Annotated in this window: 22 protein-coding genes; 10 read left to right on the top strand and 12 right to left on the bottom strand. The window is 61.9% G+C overall.

All coding sequences use genetic code 11. The annotated features are described in order from the left end of the window. Window positions 1-25: 25 nt before the first annotated feature. Window positions 26-1225 carry a YgcG family protein gene (locus CQ002_RS18355; protein WP_034106197.1) on the bottom strand — a complete coding sequence of 400 codons (1200 nt, stop codon included), beginning with the start codon at window positions 1223-1225 and terminating at the stop codon, window positions 26-28. A 128-nt stretch (window positions 1226-1353) separates the two neighbouring features. Here CQ002_RS18355 and CQ002_RS18350 point away from each other — a divergent pair, with 128 nt between their 5' ends. Continuing rightward, complete coding sequence (locus CQ002_RS18350; RefSeq protein WP_105162402.1) at window positions 1354-2169, top strand: alpha/beta fold hydrolase; 816 nt, start codon at window positions 1354-1356, stop codon at window positions 2167-2169. Next, window positions 2159-3301, top strand: a complete 1143-nt coding sequence (locus CQ002_RS18345; RefSeq protein ID WP_105162403.1) for a PAS domain-containing sensor histidine kinase — start codon at window positions 2159-2161, stop codon at window positions 3299-3301. Before CQ002_RS18350 ends, CQ002_RS18345 begins: the two co-directional genes overlap by 11 nt. Here CQ002_RS18345 and dapF read toward each other — a convergent pair. Further along, window positions 3289-4092, bottom strand: a complete 804-nt coding sequence (dapF, locus tag CQ002_RS18340) for a diaminopimelate epimerase (protein ID WP_105162404.1) — start codon at window positions 4090-4092, stop codon at window positions 3289-3291. The two genes, CQ002_RS18345 and dapF, sit on opposite strands and share 13 nt — an antisense overlap. Before the next feature lie 73 nt (window positions 4093-4165). On the opposite strand from dapF, the gene CQ002_RS18335 reads away from it, so the two are divergent. After that, window positions 4166-4672: an AAA family ATPase gene (locus tag CQ002_RS18335; RefSeq protein WP_105162405.1), complete on the top strand. Its 507-nt coding sequence runs from the start codon at window positions 4166-4168 to the stop codon at window positions 4670-4672. 76 nt (window positions 4673-4748) lie between these two features. Here the strand turns inward: CQ002_RS18335 and CQ002_RS18330 are convergent, their stop codons facing one another. Next, entirely contained in the window at window positions 4749-6344 is a 1596-nt protein-coding gene (locus CQ002_RS18330) for a murein L,D-transpeptidase (RefSeq protein ID WP_034106204.1), read from the bottom strand. Between the two features lie 40 nt (window positions 6345-6384). Here CQ002_RS18330 and CQ002_RS18325 point away from each other — a divergent pair, with 40 nt between their 5' ends. Continuing rightward, a complete protein-coding gene (locus CQ002_RS18325) occupies window positions 6385-7113 on the top strand; it encodes a murein L,D-transpeptidase catalytic domain family protein (RefSeq protein ID WP_069077478.1) in 729 nt (242 codons plus the stop codon). Window positions 7114-7145: 32 nt separating this feature from the next. Further along, complete coding sequence (locus CQ002_RS18320; RefSeq protein ID WP_034106208.1) at window positions 7146-7892, top strand: creatininase family protein; 747 nt, start codon at window positions 7146-7148, stop codon at window positions 7890-7892. 129 nt (window positions 7893-8021) lie between these two features. On the opposite strand, the gene CQ002_RS18315 is transcribed toward CQ002_RS18320, so the two are convergent. Continuing rightward, window positions 8022-8363 carry a hypothetical protein gene (locus tag CQ002_RS18315; RefSeq protein WP_034106210.1) on the bottom strand — a complete coding sequence of 114 codons (342 nt, stop codon included), beginning with the start codon at window positions 8361-8363 and terminating at the stop codon, window positions 8022-8024. Window positions 8364-8397: 34 nt separating this feature from the next. Then, window positions 8398-9042, bottom strand: a complete 645-nt coding sequence (locus tag CQ002_RS18310) for a hypothetical protein (RefSeq protein ID WP_034106213.1) — start codon at window positions 9040-9042, stop codon at window positions 8398-8400. A gap of 132 nt (window positions 9043-9174) precedes the next feature. On the opposite strand from CQ002_RS18310, the gene CQ002_RS18305 reads away from it, so the two are divergent. Then, on the top strand, window positions 9175-9438 hold the full coding sequence (locus CQ002_RS18305) for a hypothetical protein (protein ID WP_069077475.1): 264 nt from the start codon (window positions 9175-9177) through the stop codon (window positions 9436-9438). On the opposite strand, the gene CQ002_RS18300 is transcribed toward CQ002_RS18305, so the two are convergent. The 5 genes from CQ002_RS18300 to CQ002_RS18280 all read right to left on the bottom strand — a co-directional run bounded on the left by CQ002_RS18300 (window position 9415) and on the right by CQ002_RS18280 (window position 13757). Continuing rightward, entirely contained in the window at window positions 9415-10248 is an 834-nt protein-coding gene (locus CQ002_RS18300; RefSeq protein ID WP_034106217.1) for an amidohydrolase, read from the bottom strand. The genes CQ002_RS18305 and CQ002_RS18300 overlap by 24 nt on opposite strands. Before the next feature lie 30 nt (window positions 10249-10278). Then, complete coding sequence (locus CQ002_RS18295; protein ID WP_034106218.1) at window positions 10279-11559, bottom strand: MFS transporter; 1281 nt, start codon at window positions 11557-11559, stop codon at window positions 10279-10281. Window positions 11560-11658: 99 nt separating this feature from the next. Further along, the gene (locus CQ002_RS18290; RefSeq protein WP_034106220.1) at window positions 11659-12390 is read right to left on the bottom strand and encodes a GntR family transcriptional regulator; all 732 of its coding nucleotides are present in this window, start codon (window positions 12388-12390) and stop codon (window positions 11659-11661) included. 110 nt (window positions 12391-12500) lie between these two features. Next, window positions 12501-13118 carry a glutathione transferase gene (yfcF, locus tag CQ002_RS18285; RefSeq protein ID WP_105162406.1) on the bottom strand — a complete coding sequence of 206 codons (618 nt, stop codon included), beginning with the start codon at window positions 13116-13118 and terminating at the stop codon, window positions 12501-12503. A gap of 96 nt (window positions 13119-13214) precedes the next feature. Continuing rightward, window positions 13215-13757: a DUF924 family protein gene (locus CQ002_RS18280; protein ID WP_098466686.1), complete on the bottom strand. Its 543-nt coding sequence runs from the start codon at window positions 13755-13757 to the stop codon at window positions 13215-13217. A gap of 278 nt (window positions 13758-14035) precedes the next feature. Between CQ002_RS18280 and CQ002_RS18275 the strand changes: the two genes are divergently transcribed. Continuing rightward, complete coding sequence (locus CQ002_RS18275) at window positions 14036-15190, top strand: DUF1624 domain-containing protein (RefSeq protein ID WP_034106226.1); 1155 nt, start codon at window positions 14036-14038, stop codon at window positions 15188-15190. 132 nt (window positions 15191-15322) lie between these two features. Here CQ002_RS18275 and metE read toward each other — a convergent pair whose 3' ends face one another. Then, window positions 15323-17611: a 5-methyltetrahydropteroyltriglutamate--homocysteine S-methyltransferase gene (gene metE / locus CQ002_RS18270; RefSeq protein WP_105162407.1), complete on the bottom strand. Its 2289-nt coding sequence runs from the start codon at window positions 17609-17611 to the stop codon at window positions 15323-15325. A 192-nt stretch (window positions 17612-17803) separates the two neighbouring features. On the opposite strand from metE, the gene CQ002_RS18265 reads away from it, so the two are divergent. The 3 genes from CQ002_RS18265 (at window position 17804) to CQ002_RS18255 (ending at window position 20386) form a co-directional block, all read left to right on the top strand. Continuing rightward, window positions 17804-19447: a sensor domain-containing diguanylate cyclase gene (locus CQ002_RS18265; RefSeq protein ID WP_034106231.1), complete on the top strand. Its 1644-nt coding sequence runs from the start codon at window positions 17804-17806 to the stop codon at window positions 19445-19447. Window positions 19448-19553: 106 nt separating this feature from the next. Next, entirely contained in the window at window positions 19554-19940 is a 387-nt protein-coding gene (locus CQ002_RS18260) for a GFA family protein (RefSeq protein WP_034106233.1), read from the top strand. After that, on the top strand, window positions 19937-20386 hold the full coding sequence (locus CQ002_RS18255; protein WP_105162408.1) for a GNAT family N-acetyltransferase: 450 nt from the start codon (window positions 19937-19939) through the stop codon (window positions 20384-20386). The genes CQ002_RS18260 and CQ002_RS18255 overlap by 4 nt, the downstream gene beginning before the upstream one ends. Before the next feature lie 83 nt (window positions 20387-20469). Here the strand turns inward: CQ002_RS18255 and CQ002_RS18250 are convergent, their stop codons facing one another. Continuing rightward, window positions 20470-21789 (bottom strand): OprD family porin, encoded by a 1320-nt coding sequence (locus CQ002_RS18250; protein ID WP_105162409.1) that lies wholly within the window; start codon window positions 21787-21789, stop codon window positions 20470-20472. Between the last annotated feature and the right edge of the window lie 43 nt (window positions 21790-21832).

The following is a 21832-nucleotide window of genomic DNA, read 5'->3' as shown; positions in this document are numbered from 1 at the left end:
TTGGCCACGAGCCACCCTGGCGGTTTTACCAACTGCCCGACGCGCCGCCGCCACCGCTGGAGCCGCCGCCCCCGGATGAGCTGCTGGAACTGGAGCTGCTGGAGCTCGAGCTTGACCCACCGCCCGAACTCGACCCCGACCCGCCGCCGGTCTTGCCGAAGATGAACAGCGCCGCAAATGAAGCGATGGGGAACGCAAACAACCAGCCGTTACGCCCCAATTCCATCAGAAAACCGGCCGCCACATAAACCGCTGCAGCGGCCACCAGCCGTGCGACGAAGCCCACCCGACTTTGCTTCCAGGCATCCTTCATGATCACGAACAGGATCAGGTACAACCCCAGCACCACCAGCGCGCCCACTGGAAACGCCAGCCAGTGGATGAAGTTGACGTCTGCGTACCAGTGATCCACAGCCACCAACCCCAGGATGTAGACCAACAACCCGACCACGCCGTAAAACACCGTCCGCGCCATCCACAACGCGCCGAACGTTGCGCCGCCGATCAGCAGGATCAGTGGCATCACCAGCAGGAACATCAGCCAGTCGCGGCCACCGCCAAAGATCGCCAGCAGTACCGTGGCAGCCACCGCCGCCATCAACGCGCGGCGCCAGTGCAATGTGCCGGCGGCGATCAGCACACCGCCCACGGCGCCGAGGATAAATGCCAGCAGGACCGCAATGATCTGGGGGTTGACGCCGGGCGCCGCGACGCTGGGCAAATCACCGCCGTCCACCAGCACGACCAGGTCATTCACGCCCTGGGCAACACCGCCCGCATAGTCGCCCTGGCGAAACGCCGGGGTGATGTGTTCTTCAATGATGCGGTGCGCCAACAGATCGGTGACGGTGCCTTCCAGGCCATAACCCACCTCGATGCGCACCTTGCGATCGTCCTTGGCTACCACCAGCAGGATGCCGTCGTTGACATCCTTGCGGCCCAGTTTCCAGGCGCGGAACAGTTGGTTGGCGTAATCCTCGATACTCGCACCGCCGGTGGTGGGCACCATCAGCACGGCGACTTGTGAGCCTTTGCGCTGTTCCAGGTCGGCGAGCTGGTTTTTCAGACGAGTGGCGGTGTCGGCATCCAGCGTGTCGGTGAGGTCGATCACCCGTTGGTCGAGGGCTACGCCGATGGGCGAAGTGTCCGCCTGGGCGGTGGCAAACACGCTGGCGAATACCAGCACCAGCAGACTCAAGACGGATTGCCGCACGCGCCGCATCATGGTTTGTTACCTGAAGTTTCTTCCTGAAGGCGCCGACTTTACCTTATCAACGCTATAACACGTGACCCCGCGCCGTTGACTATCTAAACTCGGCGCATTCATAGCTATACGCCATTATCGAGACGCCCATGGATTTACTCCTCCGTAACAATGTCAGCGTGATGGGCTGCGGGATCTCGACCCTGGTGTTTTCCCACGGGTTCGGGTGCAACCAGGCCATGTGGAACTACCTGGCGCCGCATTTCCTCGAACGCTTTCGCGTGGTGATGTACGACCTGGTGGGTGCGGGACTCTCCGATCTGAGCGCCTTCGACAAGGCCAAGTACGGCGCACTGGATGGCTACGCCCGGGACCTCAATGAAATCGTCGATGCCTATGCCGTCGGTCCCGTGATCCTGGTCGGGCATTCGGTCAGTGCAATGATCGGCGCCCTCGCCGACCGCTTCGTCCCCGGCCGTATTGCGGCTCACGTCATGATCGGCCCGTCGCCACGCTATATCGATACAGACGACTACGTCGGTGGCTTCAAGCCCGCCGATATCCAGGACCTGCTCGACACCCTCGACAGCAACTACCTCGGCTGGTCCAGCGCCATGGCCCCGGTGATCATGGGCGCGCCTGAACAACCGGAGCTGAGCGAAGCGTTGACCGACAGTTTCTGCCGCACTGAGCCCGAGATCGCCAAGCAATTCGCGCGCGTGACCTTCACCTCGGACAACCGCCAGGACGTGATCGGCCTGGCCACCCCGGTGTTGATCCTTCAATCGAGCGACGACCTGATCGCCCCCGTGCCCGTGGGCGAATACCTGCACGGCGTATTGCCCAATAGCACCTATCGCCTGGTGGATAATGTCGGGCATTGCCCACACATGAGCGCGCCGCACGCATGCGCGGCGGCCATGGACAGCTTCCTGGCCCCCTGGGCGGCTACCCGTGCAAGCTGACTTGTTTGACAACGCCGCCTGCGCGCTGGCCGTCACGGCGGAAGATGGCATGATCCTGCAAGCCAATGCCCGTTTCAGCGAATGGCTGGGGTTCAGCACGACCGAGCTGTGCGGCAAGCGTTTTCAGGACCTGCTGACCATGGGCGGGCGCATCTTCCACCAGACCCACCTGGCCCCGAGGTTGCGCATGCATGGCAGCGTCACCGAAGTGAAGCTCGACATGCTGCACCACGATGGCCACAAGATCACCGTGCTGCTCAACGGCATCCAGCGTGAGCAAGCCGGCGCCGTGGTGTACGACCTGGCCCTCTTCGGCACCACCGACCGCGACAAGTACGAGCGCGAGCTGCTCAACGCGCGCAACCTGGCCGAAGCCCTTGTGCAGGAAAAAACCGCCACCGAACGGGCGCTGCAGCAAGCCCAGGCCGAGTTGCGTGAGGCCTATGCCATCTCGCAGCGCCGCGCGCTGTTCGCCGAACAGATGGTGGCGATCGTCAGCCATGACCTGAAGAACCCGCTCACCGCGATTCGCATGGCGTCGGATTTTCTCACGCGGGGCGAACGCACAGCCAGGGAACGCCAACTGCTGGGGCATATCGGCCAGTCATCCGAACGTGCCCAACGCATGATCGCCGACCTGCTGGATTTCACCCAGGCCCGGGTCGGCCAGGGCATCACCATCAAGGCCGCCGCATTGGACCTGCACAGCGTGATTCATCACGCCGTGGATGAACTGCGTGTGGCATTCCCCGAGGCGACGTTGGTGCATCACGCCGAAGGCCGTGGCGAGGCCTGCCTGGATGCCGACCGCGTGCAGCAGATCATCGGCAACCTGGTGGCCAACAGCGTGGCCTATGGTGACCTGCAACAACCGATCACGGTGACGTCACGGTTGGGCGATAGCGCCTGCGAAGTGTCCGTGCACAATTACGGCGAGGCGATTCCCGATGTCTTGCTGGCCGGGCTGTTCGAGCCCATGACCCGTGGCACCGACCAGGGCAGCGATGTGCGCAGCGTCGGCCTGGGCCTGTACATCGTGCGCGAATTGGCCAAGGTGCATGGCGGCGATGTGGCGGTGAGCTCCTGTGCCACTGGAGGCACCACCTTCACCGTGACGTTTCAAGGCAGGTAGGCGCTGCCTTGCAGCACCGGTTCCACACTGCCGGTCAGCACCACACCGCCCTCGCCCGCCCAGTGCACGGTCACCGTGCCACCGTCGCAGTGCACGTGCACCGTGGCATCGAGCAGCCCGCGCCGGATCCCGTTGACCACCGCCCCACAACAGCACGACCCCGAACCCAGCGGCACCCCGCCGCCGCGCTCCCAGATGCGCAGGCGGATATGACCGCGGTCGAGTACCTGGACGAAATGCACGTTGGTCCTGGCCGGGAACAACGGATGAACCTCCAGCGCCGGGCCCAGGGCTTCTACGTCGACAGCGGCAATGTCCTGCACGAAAAACGTGCAATGGGGGTTGCCCATGCTGCACGCCGCCGGGTGGCCTTCTATGGGCAAGGTCTGTGTGTCCATGGCTTTGGATAGGGGAACCGCCGCCCAATCCAACGACGGCTCGCCCATGTTCACGGCAACCTGCCGCCCCGCTGCGCGCACGCACGTGAGCAGGCCGCGCTCGGTACGCAACACAATCGAATCCATTCCGGTTTCATGCATCAAGCGGTCGGCCACACCACGGGTGGCGCTACCGCAGGTGGTCAACGGCGTACCGTTGGGGTTCCAGAACTTGATACGCGCGTCGGCATCGTCACAGTCGAGCACCACGGCCAATTGGTTGAAGCCGATACCCGTGTGGCGATTGCCCAGCTGACAGGCGATTCGTGCGGTGATGGGATCGTCCAGGCCACGGCGATCGACGATGATGAAATCGTCGCCATGGGCGTGCATTTTCACGAACGGCAACAGCATCGGTTGTCCTGTGGTCGACCTGTGGGGGAACTGAAGGATACTCTGAACCGGCCCAACCTTATGAGACCCACCCATGCTAATTGTCTTCAGCGGACTGCCCGGCACTGGCAAGACGACAATCGCCCGCGAACTGGCGCGCCGGACCGGTGCGGTTTACCTGCGTATCGACGTGATCGAACAGGCGATCCGCGATGCCGATGTACTGGCGGGCGATGTCGCTGCCAGCGGGTACAGCGTGGCGAATGCGTTGGCGTTGAGTAACCTGCAGCTGGGCAACACCGTGGTGGCGGACTGCGTGAACCCGGTCAGGGAAAGCCGGGACGCGTGGAAGGCGGTGGCAACAATGGCAGAGGTTGAGCTGATCAATATTCGCGTGGTGTGCTCTGACCACCAGGCACATCAACGGCGGGTGGAAAGCCGCGTGGGGGATATTCCCGGCCTGACGCCCCCCACTTGGCACTCTGTATTGGCGCACGAATACGAGCCATGGGATGAGGCGTCGGTGAAGATCGACACCGCGCTCCTGACCCCGGATCAAGCCGTCGCGATGGCTTTGAAGCGCCTCTCAGGTATGGAGTAGCAAGCCCCCCTGGCCAAGGCAAGGGTTTTTGCCCCTATGCCACAACCCGCAGCCTGGCTGCACAGTGAGTGTGGCCTCAAAGCACACTGCCCATCGCCTTCATCAACACCAGGTCGCGTGCGTAGATATCCGGCGCGTACACCAAGCCGCCCTGGCGGTCGACCTCGACCGTCCAGTAGCCCAACAGCACCGGCACCGGCGTGGCCAGCCTGAATTCATGGGTGACGCCGGTGGCCAGCAATTCATCGGTACGGGCGCGTTCGGCCGGGCTCACCAGCAGGTCCCGCAGCAACAAGGGTTGCTCGACCCTCACACAGCCCGAGCTGAACGCCCGCGGCCCCTTGGTGAACAGCGGCTGGCTCGGCGTGTCGTGCAGGTACACCGAGTACGGGTTGGGAAAGCGCATCACGATCTTGCCCAGCGGGTTGCGCGGGCCGGCTTCCTGGCGCAGCAGGATATTGCCGGGGCGCGCCCAGTCGACCTGTTCCGGCGCCAGCGGATGGCCCTCGGCGTCGAGCACTTGCAGGTTTTGCTGGCGCAGGTATTCGGGGTTGAGGCGGATGGCCGGGAGTTTGTCCTCGCGCATGATGGTGGGCGGGATGGTCCAGGTGGGGTTGAGCGTCAGCCGGGTGATGCGCGATTTGAGCAACGGCGTCTGGCGTTCGGCGCGGCCGACTTGCAGGCGGGTTTGCCACACGGGGATGCCGCTCTGGTACACGCTCAGTTGCGCAGCGGCAACGTTGACCAGCACGCCTTCGGGTTCCAGGTCCTGGGCCAGCCAGCGGAAACGTTCAAGGTTGATGCGCAGTTGCTCGCGGCGAACCGCCGGGCTGATATTGAGCTCGGCCACCGTGCCGGCACCGATCACGCCGTCGGCTTGCAGTGAATGGCTGAGCTGGAACGCCTTGACCGCCTTGACCAGTTCATCGCGGTATTGCTTGCCGCTGGGCGCCTTGGCCAGGTAACCACCACTGATCAGCCGCCGCGCCAATTCCGGGACGCGCGGGTCTTCCATGCCGGGGCGCAACAGAGGGCCGGTGGCGACCGGGTCCCAATGGGGCAGCGGCTGTTGGCGCACAGTGGAGTAGGCATTGCGCAGGCTACGGTATAAATCGGCGCTGGGGCGTGCCTGGTCGAACGCCTGGGCCATGTCTTGCAAGCCGGTGGCGGCAAAGGCCAGCACTTCAACGTTGGGGTCGCGGGTGGGCGGCTGGGAATGCCACAGCGGTTCGAAGCGCGATTGCTGCAGGCGCCCATAGTGCAAGTCCTGCAGGGCTTGCAGGTAGTGCTGGCTGGTGTCGATATCGCTGCACAGCACGTTGGCCGTGGCATCCACCGCCGGCAGGCTATAGTGGGTGGGGTCCAGGCCGTCATCGGCGAGCAGCAGCAACTGAGCGTGCAGGGCTTGGCGGCGCTCATCGCCAGACCACAGGGGCGTGTTGCCCTGTTGCTGGTAGAAGGCTTGCAGGCGCGACAGGGCGGCCGCATCGATCAGCGGTGCCAGGCTGGGGCACACGCTGGGGAGTTGCGCCAGCGCCTGTTGTACCGGTGCCAGTTCAACCGGAGCCGGGGTTGTCACCGGCAACGGCTCGACCGGCAGCGCATCGGCTGTCGCGACCAATGGTGCAACGAGCAGGCAAATGCTCAAGTAACATGCGTGTTTTTTGAACAATTGGCTTTGCTCCAATCCACAGTGGGGGGATGTACTGTAGATGCTGACTTTTATGTGCCGCCTCGGGATGACTACCCTGGGCTTGATCACCGTGAGCCTGGCCGCTCTGAGCAATACTGCGCTCGCTGCCAATGGCACCCCTCCTTCCTTGTATAGCAGCCTGGCGCGCTCGGCTCCAGAACTCAATCCCACTGTGCTCAAAAGCGCCCTGAACGCCGTGCAGTGCGCGGTCAATAACGGCGAGGAACGATCCGAGCGCCTAGCGGTTATTGACTACTCGCAGCCTTCGACCGCCCGTCGGCTGTGGATCTTCGATTTACGCAAGAAGACCCTGGTGCTGCGCGACCTGGTCGCCCATGGCGCCAAGTCCGGGGAAAACTTCGCCACCCAGTTCTCCAATCTGGAAGGCAGCCACCAGTCCAGCCTGGGCCTGTTCCGTACCCAGGAAAGTTACCTGGGCACCCACGGCTACTCGCTGCGCATGGACGGGCTTGAGCCAGGCTTCAATGACCAGGCCCGCGACCGCGCGATCGTGATTCATGCCGCCGACTACGTCAGCCCCTTGTGGAGCAAGCGCGAAGGTCGTATCGGCCGCAGCCAGGGCTGCCCGGCCGTGCGCCCGCAGGTGGCGCGCCAGGTAGTGGACAAGCTCAAGGATGGGCAATTCATGTTTTCGTGGTACCCCGACCAGCGCTGGCTGAAGTCCTCGACGTACCTCAATTGCAAACCCCAACAAGTGGCGAGTAGTCGTACAATCCGTGGCGGATAGCCTGTCCCCATCGATAAAAAAGAGAGCCACGCATGCTTCTACACCAATCCACCTGGATCGAGATCGGCCAGTTTCTGGAACGCAGCCGCACGGTGGTGATACCCATCGGCTCCAATGAGCAACACGGCCCTACCGGGCTGTTGGGCACCGACTGGATGTGCCCGGAAATCATCGCCCATGAGGCGCAGAAGAACGCCGACATCCTGATCGGCCCGACCTTCAACATCGGTATGGCCCAGCATCACCTGGGTTTTCCGGGCACCATTTCGCTGCGCCCTTCCACGTTTATCGCTGCGATCGGCGACTGGGTGCGTTCGCTGGCCGGGCATGGTTTCGAGAAGATTCTGTTTCTGAACGGCCATGGCGGCAATATTGCCACCATTGAAGCAGCGTTTTCCGAGCTGTATGCCGAAGCCAGTTTCGCCCGCCGTCCGGCCGGGTTCGCACTCAAGCTGGTGAACTGGTGGGACCTGGAAGGCGTGACCGACCTGGCCCAACGCCAATTCCCGGTGGGCCACGGCAGCCATGCCACACCCTCGGAGATTGCGGTAACGCAGTGGGCGTACCCGGAGTCGATCAAGACGGCTGACTACTCGCCACAGATCGCCAACACCGGGCCAATCCGCGAAGCGCTGGACTTTCGCGCGCGCTTCCCCGATGGGCGCATGGGCTCGGACCCCGCGCTGGCGACGGTAGAGAAAGGTGGGGAATTGGTGGCGCTGGCGGCGCAAGGGCTGGTCAAGACCGTCAATAACTTCAGTAACGAAGCCAAGCCCTGAGCCATACCTGAACCAAAATGTGGAAGGGAGCTTGCTCCCGACTGCAGTGTGTCCGTCAACGATGTCCTGGCTGATTCGCCGCCCTCGGGGGGCAATCCCCCTCCCACATTGACTATGTATGGCTTGGAATTATTTGCATTCTTGTGCGGCCAACTCCAACCGTGACGGCGTAATCGTCGACGCCAGCGGCTTGCGCTCATACAAGAACACCTTGCCACCGTCCTGGGACTTGTAGGCTTCCAGTACGTCATCGGCGGCGATCTTGCTGGTCAACACCACTCTGGCGTGGCGCGAGTTCTGCGTGACGGTCGAAGTGATCCCGTGCTTCTCCAGCTTGGGCAATACACATTGCACATAAGCCTCTGGGGACTTGCTGGTTTGCAGGGTGAGCGTCGGGGCATTGGGGGCAGAAACACAGCCGGCCAGCAACAGGGAAGCAAAGGCCAAGGCCGGTACGAACAAAGCGCGCATGAAAAATTCCTGACTGTAAAAATAAAGGTTCACATCAACCCGCACGAACCAGAGCCTTTAGCGACACATCGAACTGCTTCAACGCATCGAGCTGTACATCCCGTTGCTGCTCGATCTGCGCGGCAATTTCCGGTGCGGCCTTGTCATGCACCCACACCGACGGCACCAGCTTGTGCACCGAGCCTTCGGCTTTGGCGATGTATTGCAGGTTCGCATCATAGAACCGCGCAACAAAACGCGCCTCGACCCGATCGTTACGCTGGGTCAGCAGTTGGTTATGGGTATCGAGCATCACCACCACATCGGGGTGAGCCTGCACCAGGGCATCCAGGTTGTCGTAGACGGTCACCGAGATAAAGGTGCCCTGCAGCGAGCTCATCAACCAATCAATGGCCAGCTCCGGATCGGAACTGTTGACGAACGCCTGGCGGATACGCCCATCGAGGGCATCCTTGGCGCCATTCAAGGCCATGTCGTGGTAGCGTTCAAGGTAGCTGAGGTTGTCGCGGGTGTTTTCGCTCAGCAATACACCCACTGACTGCGCGTGCTGCAGGGATTCTACGCTAGCGTTGATGGGTAGCAAATGGCCCGTACGCAGGTCATCGGCGATTGCCGCGTTGTTGATCGCGACCGTGCCAAGCATCAACATCATTAAAACCAGCTGAATCATCGTCCTCATCGCGCATTTCCTTGAACAGCGTCTCGATGGGGCTGATTTTGCGCTTTTCCTGCAAAAACAGAACTTGCGATCCGTGATGGTGACTATTATCTGAACCGATAGTGCACCCATAAAACCTATAAGGACCACGCTATGAAGCCCCACCAGAAAACCTTCGACCGCATCCGCGAAGCCGTCCTTCCTGAGTTTCGCGAGCGGATCGCCGATTACCTGGTCGACTATGAACACGTGCTGCAGGACGAGGCAGCAAGCGCTGACCAGGTCAGCGCCAGCGCCCATCAATTGCGCGGTTACCTGCGTGGCTTGAACACCACGCGGGTGCTGGGCATGGCGGATTGGGAGGACCTGGATCGCCGCGTGGAAGAGGCTTGGCTAAGGGCTGTGGAAGCCGAATAGCTGGCGCGGTGTATCGATCAGCAACGCCTGCTCGACCGGTGCCGACCAGCCCAGGGCCTGGCGTTGCTCGATCACACCGGCGTAGCCGATGGACGTCTCATGCTGGGTATGGGGCCAGTCACTGCCCCACACCAGCCGTCGCAGGCCAAAGCTCTGTTGCAGCAAGGGCATGGCCTGGCAGGCAAACTCAAGGTTCTGTGCCGGGGTGCCCGCCAAGCGATAGATACCCGAGACCTTCAGCCACAGTTGGCCGCTGAGGCCCAACTCCAGCAATTGGGCAAAGCCACGCTGCTCCACACCCAGTCGCGCATCCGGGCGCCCGAAATGGTCGACCACCAGCTTGACCCCGAAGGGCATCAATTCACGCACCAACGTCGGCAGGGCTTCGACCTCGCGGTGTAACTCCACATGCCAGCCCAGCGCGACGATGTGCTCGAAAAACGCTTTCCAGCCGTGCTCGGAAAAGTCCGGCAACGCCCGGCCCACCAGGTTCAACCGCACGCCGACGACGCCCGAGCGGGCCATGGCCTGTAACGTGTCGCGCGGAGTATCGCGCGCCACGACTGCCACGCCGCGCAACTGATCGGGCGCCTGCTGCAACGCGGCTAGCAGGTAGCGGTTATCGGTGCCCAAAAAGCTGGGTTGCACCAGTACCCCGTGGCTCAAACCATGGGCGCGCAAGTGGCCAAGGTAGTCCGCCAGCGTGGCGTCATAGCCAGGGGTGTAGCGGCGTTCGCCGCTCAGGGTCAGCGCCTGGCTGAACACGTGGGCGTGGGCGTCGATGCCGGAGATGGAGCGGTTATCAAGCATTGGGGTTCGTCTTTCAAGAGTAAAAAGGTATCAAGCCTGGGCGCGCTGGCCCGTCACTACGCTGTCGACGGGAGCCGCTTCCAACACTCGCCCACGGGTTTCCGGCAGGCACAGCGCAGCGATCACGGCGACGCCGTAGGCAATCCCGGCGTCGATGCCGATGGCCGAGCCGAGGGACATGGAGTCGCTCATATGCCCTACCAGGAACGGAAACACTGCCGAGAGCACGCGCCCGAAGTTATAGCAAAAGCCCACGCCAGCACCGCGCACGTCGGCCGGGTACAGTTCGTTGAACAACGCCCCCAGGCTGGCCGGGATACCGGCCGCGAAGAAGCCCAGCGGAAAACCCAGGAACAGCATCTGGGTATTGGTCAGCGGCAGGAACACGTAGGCCTGCACGGTGATGACGCAGCACAGCGCGAACAGCACGATGTTCTTGCGCCGCCCGATGCGGTCGATCAGCCAACCACTCGCGATGCAACCACACCAGAAGGCAAAGATAATCACCGCCAGGTAACCGCCGGAGTTGAGCACCGACAGGTTGCGCTCAGTCTTGAGAAAGGTCGGCAACCAGGTCATCACCGCGTGGTAACCCCCGTGGGCACCCAGGCCGAGCAGCCCCCCGAACAACGTGACGCGGATCAGTTCCGGGCGGAAGATGCCCGCCAGGGACTTGAAGAAACTCTGCGGTATCCCCTGCTCTTTTTGCAAACGCTGGAAGCTGTCGGGTTCTTCGACATTGCGACGCACCCAGATAATCAGGAACGACGGCAGCAAGCCCACCACAAACATCACACGCCAGGCCATGTCCTGCGGCACAAACGAATAGATCAGCGCGAACACGCCGACCGCCACGCCCCAGCCCACGGCCCAGGCGCTTTGCACGGTGCCCATGACCTTGCCACGGTACTTGGGGTTGATGGTCTCGGCCATCAACACCGCGCCCGCCGCCCACTCACCGCCGATACCAAAGCCTTGCAGCGCCTTGACGATCAGTAACTGATGGAAACCGGTGACGAACGCCGACAGGAATGTGAAGAACGAGAACCACAGGATCATCCATTGCAGGGTCCGCACCCGCCCGTAGCGATCGGACAAGGTTCCGCCGACCCAGCCTCCGATGGCTGATGTAACCAGCGTGACTCCACTGATGAGCCCCGCATCGCCCTTGCTCAAGGCGAAGGCGGCGATCAGTGCCGGGATCGCCAGGCCGAACATCTGTACTTCCAGTGCGTCGAGGGACCATCCACCGAAGCAGGCCCAGAACGTTTTGCGCTCCCGAGGAGTGACTTGGCGATACCAACTGAACATGATTTTTTATCCTTATAGGTCAAACGCAAGGCGGCCGGGCGCGAACCGCGCCAGAGCCAGGCCGGTGTTGGGCAAACACTCAGAAATACGGGTAGGGGGTCAGCGAATATCCACGCGGTATCGGAAGTGCTCGGCATGCCCACGGGAGCGTCGCCACTCCAGGGGTTGGCCGGCGTAATCGCGGGCGAGGCGCTCGATCACCACCACAGGGCTGTTGACCGGCACCTGCAGCAATCGCGCGTACACCGCGTTGACCGACTCTGCGGTGAGGGTTTCCTCGGCCGAGGCCACCACCTGCCCGCAGGCACTTTCGTACACCGGGTAGAGCAGCGGGCCTTGCTGGGACAGGTCGATGTCCAGCAACGCCTGGAAACGCGCGCGCGGCAGCCAGATCTCTTCAGCCAGCAGCGGCTGCACATCCAGCAAACGGGTCCGCATGATGCGAATCACCTGGGCCCCGGGCGCCAGGCCTAGCGCTTCGCTGACCGCCGACGGCGCGGCCACCGACTCGACGCTCAGGATGCGGCTTTGCGGCACCTGGCGTTCGCCCGAGGGACCTTGGAAACGGAAAAAGCGAAACAGGGAAGACTGGAATTGCGGACGGCGCACAAAGGTGCCACGGCCCTGCTGGCGTTCAAGAATGCCTTCGCTCACCAGCGCGTCGACGGCCTTGCGCACGGTGCCGGTAGACAGCGCGTACTCGGCGGACAGCACCGCCTCGGTGGGGATGGCTTCGCCGGGCCGCCAGCGATTGTTGGCGATCTGCTCGACCAAATGGTCGCGCAAGCGTTGGTAAAGCGGCAGGCGGGCATCACTGGACAGCGTATTCATGGGCCACATTCACTTTATTATTTAGTCATATATATGAATATGGGCAGAGTATTCTGCCGCAGGGTGACGCCTGTCAAGAGCGCCCCCCCACGCGCAGGATGAATGGTCGGTTACAGCGCCGGGCGTTGCTGCTGCACCCACGCTTGCACCGAGGGGCGCTGCCACTGGCGTTGTGCGTATTCCACCAACGCCGCAGGCACGCTGTCGCCGTTGAGAATCAAACGATTGAGCATCACGGCCAAGTCCACATCGGCAATCGACCACTCACCGAACAAGTACGGCGAATTGCCCGCCAAGAGGGTGTGCGCCGCGCTGATCAATTTGGCCGCCGCCGCTTCGGCGTCAGGCGACAGTGGCGGCATCTTCTGCCCGTAGAACACCACCATCGTCGAACGTTCCTGACGGATCGGCAGCAAGTCGCTGCGTAACCACGCCTGCACCTGGCGCGCCCTCGCCCGCTGCTTGGGGTCAGCCGGGTAAACAGGTGTCTGGGGGTAGGCCTGCTCCAGGTACTCGGTGATCGCTGAAGACTCCGACAAGGCAAAGTCGCCTTCCACCAACGTCGGCACGCGTTGGGTCAGGGACAGTTGGGCAAAGTCGGCCGCATGCTGTTGCGCGGCATCCAGGTCCACGGTCAGCGTGTCGAACGCCAGGCTTTTTTCGCGCAGGGTGACGAACACCGACATGGCATAGGGGCTGGTGTACAGATGATCCACATACAGGCGCATAGCGATTCTCCTTGAGGGGAGCACCACGCTACGAGATGTGCCGCCAGAAAGACAATGCGCTGTTTTTATGGGGGCATTCCTTGGCGGAATACTGCACTAACCGGCAAACCCACCCTCTTCCAGGAATACGCGTTCTGCCTCCGTGGTCTGCCGAGCCAACACCTGATTACGATGAGGAAAGCGCCCGAACCGTTCGATGATCCGGGCATGTTCCTTGGCCCAATGGTAGGTGCTGGCGTCCAGTGCCTGGTTGAGGCTCAGGGAGCGCTGCTGGTCCGCCGGGTCTTCCGAATGCTCGAACGGCAGATAACAGAATGCGCGCAATGCCGGTTCCACCTGATGATCGAGCCCCGCGTCCACCATGCGAGCGGCATACAGGCGCGCCAGCGGGTCGGTTGCAAACATATGGGCGGTGCCACGAAAGGCATTGCGGGGGTATTGGTCCAGCAGGATCAGCAACGCCAGGGCTCCTTCGGCAGAGTCCAGCCAGTGTTCCAGTTCGCGCCGGGCCGCTTGCAGGTGGGTACCGTGGAAAGTCTCGCGGAACACCGCGTCGAAGGCCTCGTCCTTGGCGAACCAGCGTTTGGGGCCGGCGTGCTTCCAGAAGTCGATGACGGATTGCGCTGTATGGTTGCTCATTGTCACTGCCTACTCCCAATCGAACGCCTCGACGTTAGCAGAAACCCGAGCTCGATGGTGGTGATCGGTCGATGCCGAAGGTATCCAGAACCGCGGTGTTCGCAGTACAGCGCCTGGACGGGCAGATTGAGGGAAGACGACATGCGAATCACCGGCGCAGGGGCCAAGGAGTAACTAAACATTGATAGCAATCTAATCCGAGCAAGGAATCGCGGCAACGCGCAAATTAATGTTATAGGATAACACCCCACTCCCGTCCTACCCTGTGATGTTCGCCCATGACTGACGCTGTTCCTCTGCGCCAACGCCTGCTTTCCATCGACGCCCTGCGCGGGCTGGTGATCCTGTTCATGCTACTGGACCACGTGCGCGAAACCTTCCTGCTGCACCGCCAGGTCAGCGACCCGATGACCATCGACAGCACCGAGCCTGCACTGTTTGCCAGCCGCACCCTCGCCCACCTGTGCGCGCCGGTGTTTGTACTGCTCACGGGGTTATCCGCGTGGCTGTACGGCCAGAAGTACCAAGGCCGACGCGATGTGTCGGCGTTCCTGTTCAAGCGCGGGTTGTTCCTGATAGTGCTGGAATTTACCTTGGTGAACTTCGCCTGGACCTTCCAACTGCCACCCAGCGTGATCTATATGCAGGTGATCTGGGCCATTGGCGTCAGCATGCTCGCCCTGGCGTTGCTCGTGTGGTTGCCGCGTGCCGTGCTGATCGCCTTGGCGCTGGTGATCATGGGCGGGCACAACGTGCTGGACGGGCTGCACGTCGAGGCCAGTTCAGCCTTGCAGATTCCGTGGACGATCCTGCATGAGCGCAGTTGGATCGACGTCGGTGATTCGCTGCGGCTGCGGACCACCTACCCGGTGCTGCCATGGATCGGCGTGATTGCGTTGGGGTACGGCCTGGGCCCGTGGTTCGCCAAAGGCATTCAGCCGACAGTGCGTCAGTGGTACCTGTTGCTGGCGGGAGTGGGCGCGCTGGTAGGATTCGTGGTGTTGCGGGCAGCCAACGGGTATGGCGAGAAACCCTGGCAGGCGTATGAAAACGGCGTGCAGACGCTGATGAGCTTTTTCAACATCACCAAATATCCACCGTCGCTGCTGTTCCTGGCGTTGACCCTTGGGATTGGGTTGCTGCTGTTGCTGGCGTTTGAACGTGCGGGGCAAAAACGCTGGATTGGCATCCTGGCCACGTTCGGGGCGGCGCCGATGTTCTTTTATTTACTGCACCTGTATGTACTGAAAATCCTCTACGTCGCCTGTGTGGCGCTGTTTGGCCTCAACCACGGCAATTACTTCGGTTTCGACAGCATCGGCGCCATCTGGCTGGTGGCGCTGCTGCTGCCCCTGGTGCTGTACCCACCGGTACGCTGGTTCGCAGGTCTCAAGGCTCGGCGCCGCGACCTGGCCTGGCTCAAATACCTGTAGCACCCCGATTGCTTTTCTGTGGGAGCTGGCTTGCCTGCGATGCGTGCGCCTCGGTCTTGAGTGAGACTGCGGTGATGCAATCGCAGGCAAGCCAGCGCCCACAAGAGCCAGCGCCCACCTTTGCTAACAGTGTCAGGCCAGTTCGGCGCGCAGTTGACGGGCCGCCGTCACCATGTGGATCAGCGCCGCTTCCGTCTCCGCCCAGCCACGGGTTTTCAGGCCGCAATCCGGGTTCACCCACAGGCGCTCAGCCGGGATCCGCTTCGCTGCCTTGCGCAGCAGGTTGGCCATCTCCGATGCATCCGGCACGCGTGGCGAATGGATGTCGTAGACGCCCGGGCCGATTTCGTTCGGATAAGCGAAGGCTTCGAACGCGTCCAGCAACTCCATGTCCGAACGTGACGTCTCGATGGTGATCACATCGGCATCCATCGCCGCGATGGACTCGATCACGTCGTTGAACTCGCTGTAGCACATGTGCGTGTGGATCTGGGTTTCGTCACGCACACCCGAGGCACACAGGCGGAACACTTCGGTGGCCCAGTCCAGGTAGTGCTGCCACTGTGCCTGGCGCAATGGGAGGCCTTCACGGAAGGCGGCTTCGTCGATCTGCACGATCTTGATGCCGGCGGCTTCCAGGTCCACCACTTCGTCACGAATCGCCAGGGCCAGTTGACGCGCCTGCACTTCGCGGCTCACGTCTTCGCGCGGGAATGACCACATCAGCATGGTCACCGGGCCGGTCAGCATGCCCTTCACGACCTTGCTGGTCAGGCCTTGGGCGTAGCGGATCCACTCCACAGTCATCGCCTTCGGGCGGCTCAGGTCACCAAAGATCACTGCCGGTTTCACGCAGCGCGAACCGTAGCTCTGTACCCAGCCGAAGCGGGTGAATACATAGCCGTCGAGTTGCTCGGCGAAGTACTCGACCATGTCGTTACGTTCCGCCTCACCGTGTACCAACACGTCCAGGCCGAGGTTTTCCTGCACTTCAACGGCGTGCTTGATCTCGCTGTGCATCGCTTCGACGTAGAGCGCTTCGCTCAGCTTGCCGGCCTTGTAGGACTGGCGCGCCAGGCGGATCGACGCGGTTTGCGGGAACGAACCGATGGTGGTGGTCGGGAACAGCGGCAGGTCGAGGCCAGCACGTTGCTTCTCGATACGCTGGGCAAACAGTGAATGGCGCTGGCTGTCCTTGGCGGTGATCGCAGCGACACGGGCCTGCACGACGGGTTTATGGATACGCGCAGAGGCGGCGCGGGCTGCCTGCACGGCGCGGCTCTCGGCCAGGGCCGCAACTACGTTTGGCGCTTCAGGTGCGTTGACCGCACGAGCCAACACGGCCACCTCGGCGCACTTTTGTACGGCGAATGCCAGCCAGCTCTTCAGTTCAGCATCCAGTTTGTCTTCACGGCCCAGGTCCACCGGGCTATGCAGCAAAGAGCAGGATGGCGCCACCCACAGGCGATCACCGAGCTTTTCATGGGCATGCTGCAACGTGGCCAGGGCCTTTTCCAGGTCGCAACGCCAGACGTTGCGCCCATTGACCACGCCCAGGGACAACACTTTATAAGCCGGCAGGCGATCAAGGATGGTCGGGTACTGGTCGGGTGCACGCACCAGGTCGATGTGCAGGCCATCAACCGGCAGGTTGGCGGCAAGACCGAGGTTTTCTTCCAGCCCACCAAAGTAGGTAGCCACCAGCTTTTTCAGGGGGTCGCGCTGGATCAGGTTGTAGGCGCGCTCAAACGCGTTTTTCCATTCCTGCGGCAGGTCGAGCACCAGGATGGGCTCGTCGATCTGTACCCACTCCACACCCAGGTCAGCCAGGCGCTGGAAGATCTGCCCGTACAACGGCAACAGGCGTTCCAGCAAGTCAAGCTTGTCGAAGTCGCCACCCTTGGCCTTGCCCAGCCACAGGTAGGTCAATGGACCAATGATGACGGGCTTGACGTCATGCCCCAGGTCGCGGGCTTCCTGCACTTCCTCGAACAACTGGTCCCACCCCAGGTGGAAGTGCTGGTCAGCGCTGAATTCGGGCACCAGGTAGTGGTAGTTGGTATCGAACCACTTGGTCATTTCCTGTGCGTGGGCACCACCGCAGCAGCTGTCGCTGACGCCGCGCGCCATGCCGAACAGCGTGTGCAGGGTGGCGTTGCCATCGGCTGGACGGAAACGCTCAGGAATCACGCCGAACATCAGCGAGTGGATAAGCACCTGGTCGTACCAGGCAAAATCACCGGCAGGCAGCAGTTCGATACCCGCGTCCTTCTGCAGCGCCCAGTGGGTCTTGCGCAATTCACGGCCAACGGCACGCAGACCGGCTTCGTCGAGCTCGCCCTTCCAGAACGCTTCCTGCGCTTTTTTCAGTTCGCGATCGCGTCCAATGCGCGGAAATCCGAGGGAATGAGCGACTGCCATGACTTACAACTCCAATGTCGATAGATATGGCAGCTATTGTCGGCAGGCAGGCATCGTGAGACAAACTCATTATATTCTAGATGATCACAAGATTTGCTCATGTTAATGCGTGGAATATGCGCATCCATCACTGGCCGCGCCCCATTCAATACACATACCATGGGTCGTAACACCCACCCCCGATGAGCCCCCATGATCAAAGCCAGCCTACGCAGCCACCTGACCCTATGGTTCGCCGGTTTATCGTTGCTCACGTTGTTGAGCGTGGGCTTTTATGTGGGTCATATCGCCACCGAGCAGATGAAACAGGCCAGCGGCAATGCGCTGCTGAGTACGGCGCGCTCTACCGCTGCGCTATTGGCCGTGCAACTGCGCGAACGTCAGTTGGAGGTGTCCTTGCTGAGCAAGGCACCGATCATGCGCAAGGGCGATCTTGACGCGCCGGACATCCTGACCTTGATGGAACTGCGCACCCAATCGCGCGCCGAGTATGCCTGGATGGGTGTGGCCGACGCCGAGGGCAAGGTACGCCAGGCGGTCAATGGTTTGCTGGTCAATCAGTCGGTGCAGCAACGACCATGGTTCCAGGCGGGCATGCGCGGCGAGTACACCGGTGATCCCCATGAAGCCGTGCTGCTGGCCAAGCTGCTGCCGGGGGCCGCTAACGGTGAGCCGCTGCGCTTTATCGATTTCGCCGCACCGATTCGCAACGCCCAGGGCGAGACCATCGGCGTACTGGGCGCGCACGCGCATTGGCGCTGGGTGACGCAGATTGTCGACTCTGCCTTGATGCAGAAGGATGCGGTGCCAGACCTGGAAGCCCTGATTGTCGACTTCGACGGCAAAGTGCTCTACCCGGAAGCGTTGGCGGGTGAGCGGATGCCACCGGCCAACCTGGGCAAGCCGTCGGGCTGGTCCACCGGCAATGGCTACGTCACCGCATCGGTGGCAGTGCCCAGCCCGTCGAATGCAAACGTGAGCTGGTACATCATGGTGCGCCAACCCTTGGATGTCGCGCTGCAACCGGCGCGCGTGCTGCTGTACAGGTTGTTGCTGCTGGGCCTTATCGCGGCAGTGGTGTTCGGGCTCGTCGCCTATTATCTGGCGTCCACCCTCAGCCGCCCGATCGAACGCCTGGCCCGGTCCGCCAAGCAGGTGCAGGACCATCAACCCGGCGCGGTCTTCCCCCAGGAACACCCGGTGCTGGAAATCGCCCAGTTGGGACGCTCGCTCACCGGCATGACCCAGTCCCTGCTGTCCAAGGAACGCGAACTGCAAGACGCCAACGCCTCCCTGGAAGCCACTGTCGCGCAACGTACCGCCGACCTTACCCAAGCCAATGCCGACCTGCTCAAGCTTGCTACCCACGATGCTTTGACCGGTGTCTTCAACCGCCGCCGCTTCGACGAAAAACTCGCCGAAAACAGCCTGCTGTTCCAACGCACCGGCCGCACCTTCGCCCTGCTGCTGATCGACGCCGACTACTTCAAGCGCGTCAACGACACCTACGGCCACGCCATCGGCGACGACGTACTGTGCCAGTTGGCCGTCCTGATTGAAAACACCACCCGCGCCACCGACTTTGTCGCACGTTACGGCGGTGAGGAATTCGCGGTGCTGCTGCCCGAAATCGAAGAACCCGACAGCCCCGAAGTGGTTGCAGAAAAAATCCGCAAGGCCGTGGAAACGGCGGTGTTCCCAACCGTGGGCCATGTGACCGTGAGTATTGGCGTGAGCGTGGCCGAGCCTTCGGACCGAGACACCTCGGCGCTGCTCAAGCGCGCGGACATGCAATTGTACGAGGCCAAGGCGGGAGGCAGGAACCGCGTGGCCTGAACACGACACCCCTATGGCAGGTGAATCGATTGCGAGCGAGCCTGTTGTGGCTAGAGCGCTCGCCACAGGTAAAGTGTCTACTGTTTCATTCAGGATATGACCTCACATGGACGCATTCACCCAAGGCAGCTGCCTCTGCGGCGCCGTCACCTATCTAGTCTCGACCCCGCTCAAGGCTATCACCCACTGCCACTGCAAAAAATGCCAGAAAAGCCATGGCGCCGCGTTTGCCACTTACGCCAGCGCCCCCCTGTCAGCGATCACTGTGCAGGCCACGCCGGCTGCGCTGAAAAGCTATGAGTCATCGCCGGGCGTCACTCGGCAATTCTGCTCGCAGTGCGGGTCTTCACTGTTCTGGAGCGACGCCAGGGGCCGCTATCCCGAGTGGATCTCGATTGCGCTCGGCACGCTCGACACGACTGTTAACGCGCAGAAACAGACTCACAGCTGTGTGGAATCCAAGGCAGCCTGGTTTGACGGAGAGTCGCCGTGACCCAACTGCTTTCGATACGTCCGATCAAAGAACTGCCGGAACAAATCGTTGAGCTGGAAGCGCAAGCGGTCAGGGAAGGATTCAGATTCGTGACGCGACTGATTACAGAGTGGCAAGACCACTCCAATCGATTCGATCAACCGGGCGAGTGCCTTTTGGGCGTCTTCTGCAACGAGCAGTTAGTCGCTATCGGCGGAGTGTCCTCTGACCCGTATGCCGGCCCGACGGTAGGTCGATTGCGACGGGTATTCGTTGCGCCTGCAATGCGCGGGCGTCACGTGGGCAAGGACCTGGTACAGGCGCTGCTGAAACACGCCGAGTTGGCATTCGAGGCCGTACATGTCTTCACCGATACGCCCAAAGCCGCAGCGTTTTATCTACGATGTGGCTTTGATCAGGTGGCTGATAGCACTGCAACGCATGTCAGGACGAGCAGGCGCCGCTGAGGCGCTCATCGCTCACTCGGCAACACGGATCCCATGTGGGCGTTCTCGCCCCCCACATGGGGTCCTTGGGGTGAGAGGTGTCGTTACAGCAACGGAATCGAATAACTCACAAACACCCGATTCTGATCCTGGTCCCGCGCCACTTCACTGCGCGACACACCGTTGCGCCAGCCGAACCCGACGTTCTTGAACGTGCCGCTCTGCACCACGTAGTCCAGGGAAATATCGCGCTCCCACTCACTGGCATCGCTGCCGCTGGCGGTGAGGATGTGGTCGCCCTTCAAGTACATCACCGAGGCCTTCAGGCCCGGCACGCCGAGCGATGCAAAGTCATAGGCGTATTGGGCAAAGGCGGTGCGCTCACCGGCCTGGATGAAGGTCTGCACGGTACGGTCGGTGTAGAGGTACAGGCTGGAACCGCCTTCCCCTTTGTTCACCAGGCCGCCCTGGTTGAGTTGCGCGAAGTTACTGTCGTCCGAGACCTGCTGGTAGCCGGCGGTGATCGCATGGGGCCCCAGTGAGTAGATGAACGCCGCGCTCCAGGTGTTATTGTCGATTTCACCGTTGCCGTTCTTGGTGTAGCCGCCAAGCTTGTAGCCTTCGGCACGGCCGGCGGCGCTGCTGTTCTTGCCGTCGGCGGTGGTCTTGAAGTAACGCAGGTCGGTTTTCAATGAGCCGTAGTCGCCCAGTGGCAATACATGGATGAGGCCGGCGAAGTGCTGTTGGTAATAGTCTTCGAGGTTCGCGTAGTAATACTGGACCATCAGGTCCTTGGTCACTTGGTAGTCGGCACCCGCGTAGTTGAATTTGTTGCTTTCCTGGGTGCCACCCGCTGCCGCCAGGCCGCTGCGGTCGCTGGAACCACGACCGGTGGTGTGCTGCAGTTGACCGCCGATCAGGGTCAGGTTGTCGATGTCCTTGCTGGTGACTTGCCCGCCTTCGAAAGACTGCGGCAACAGACGGCCGTCGTTGCTCACCAGGATCGGCAGGTTCGGGCGCAGGTAGCCGTAGCGCAACTCGCTCTTGGCGAAACGTGCCTTGGCCGTCGCGCCGCCACGGGCCCAGTTGTCGGCAGCCTTGCCATCGTCGTTAGGGATCATCGAGCTGCCCACATGGCGACCGGCACCGCTGTCGAGGGTGATACCGAGCATGCCCACTGCATCCAGACCGAACCCGACAGTGCCATCGGTAAAGCCCGATTGATAGTTGAGGATAAACGCCTGGCCCCACTCTTCGGTCTTGGACGGTGCGGCGGTGCCGTCACGGTTGTCGTTGTTGAAGTAGAAGTTGCGCATGCTCACGTTGGCTTTGCTGTCACTCAGGAAATCAGCCGAGGCCAAGGGGCTCAGGGCAATGCCCAGGCCGCCGGTCAATACGCTTAATACATTCAAAGTGGCTTTCATCAGGACGAGCTCCGGCGCGGAATCCAAGTTCCGGGCGCAAAAA

Origin of the sequence: Pseudomonas sp. MYb13, assembly GCF_002980075.1 — a bacterium.
Classification (GTDB): Bacteria; Pseudomonadota; Gammaproteobacteria; order Pseudomonadales; family Pseudomonadaceae; genus Aquipseudomonas; species Aquipseudomonas lurida.
Note: the sequence above shows the minus strand (reverse complement) of the source record. Positions and strands in the feature narration are given on the sequence as shown.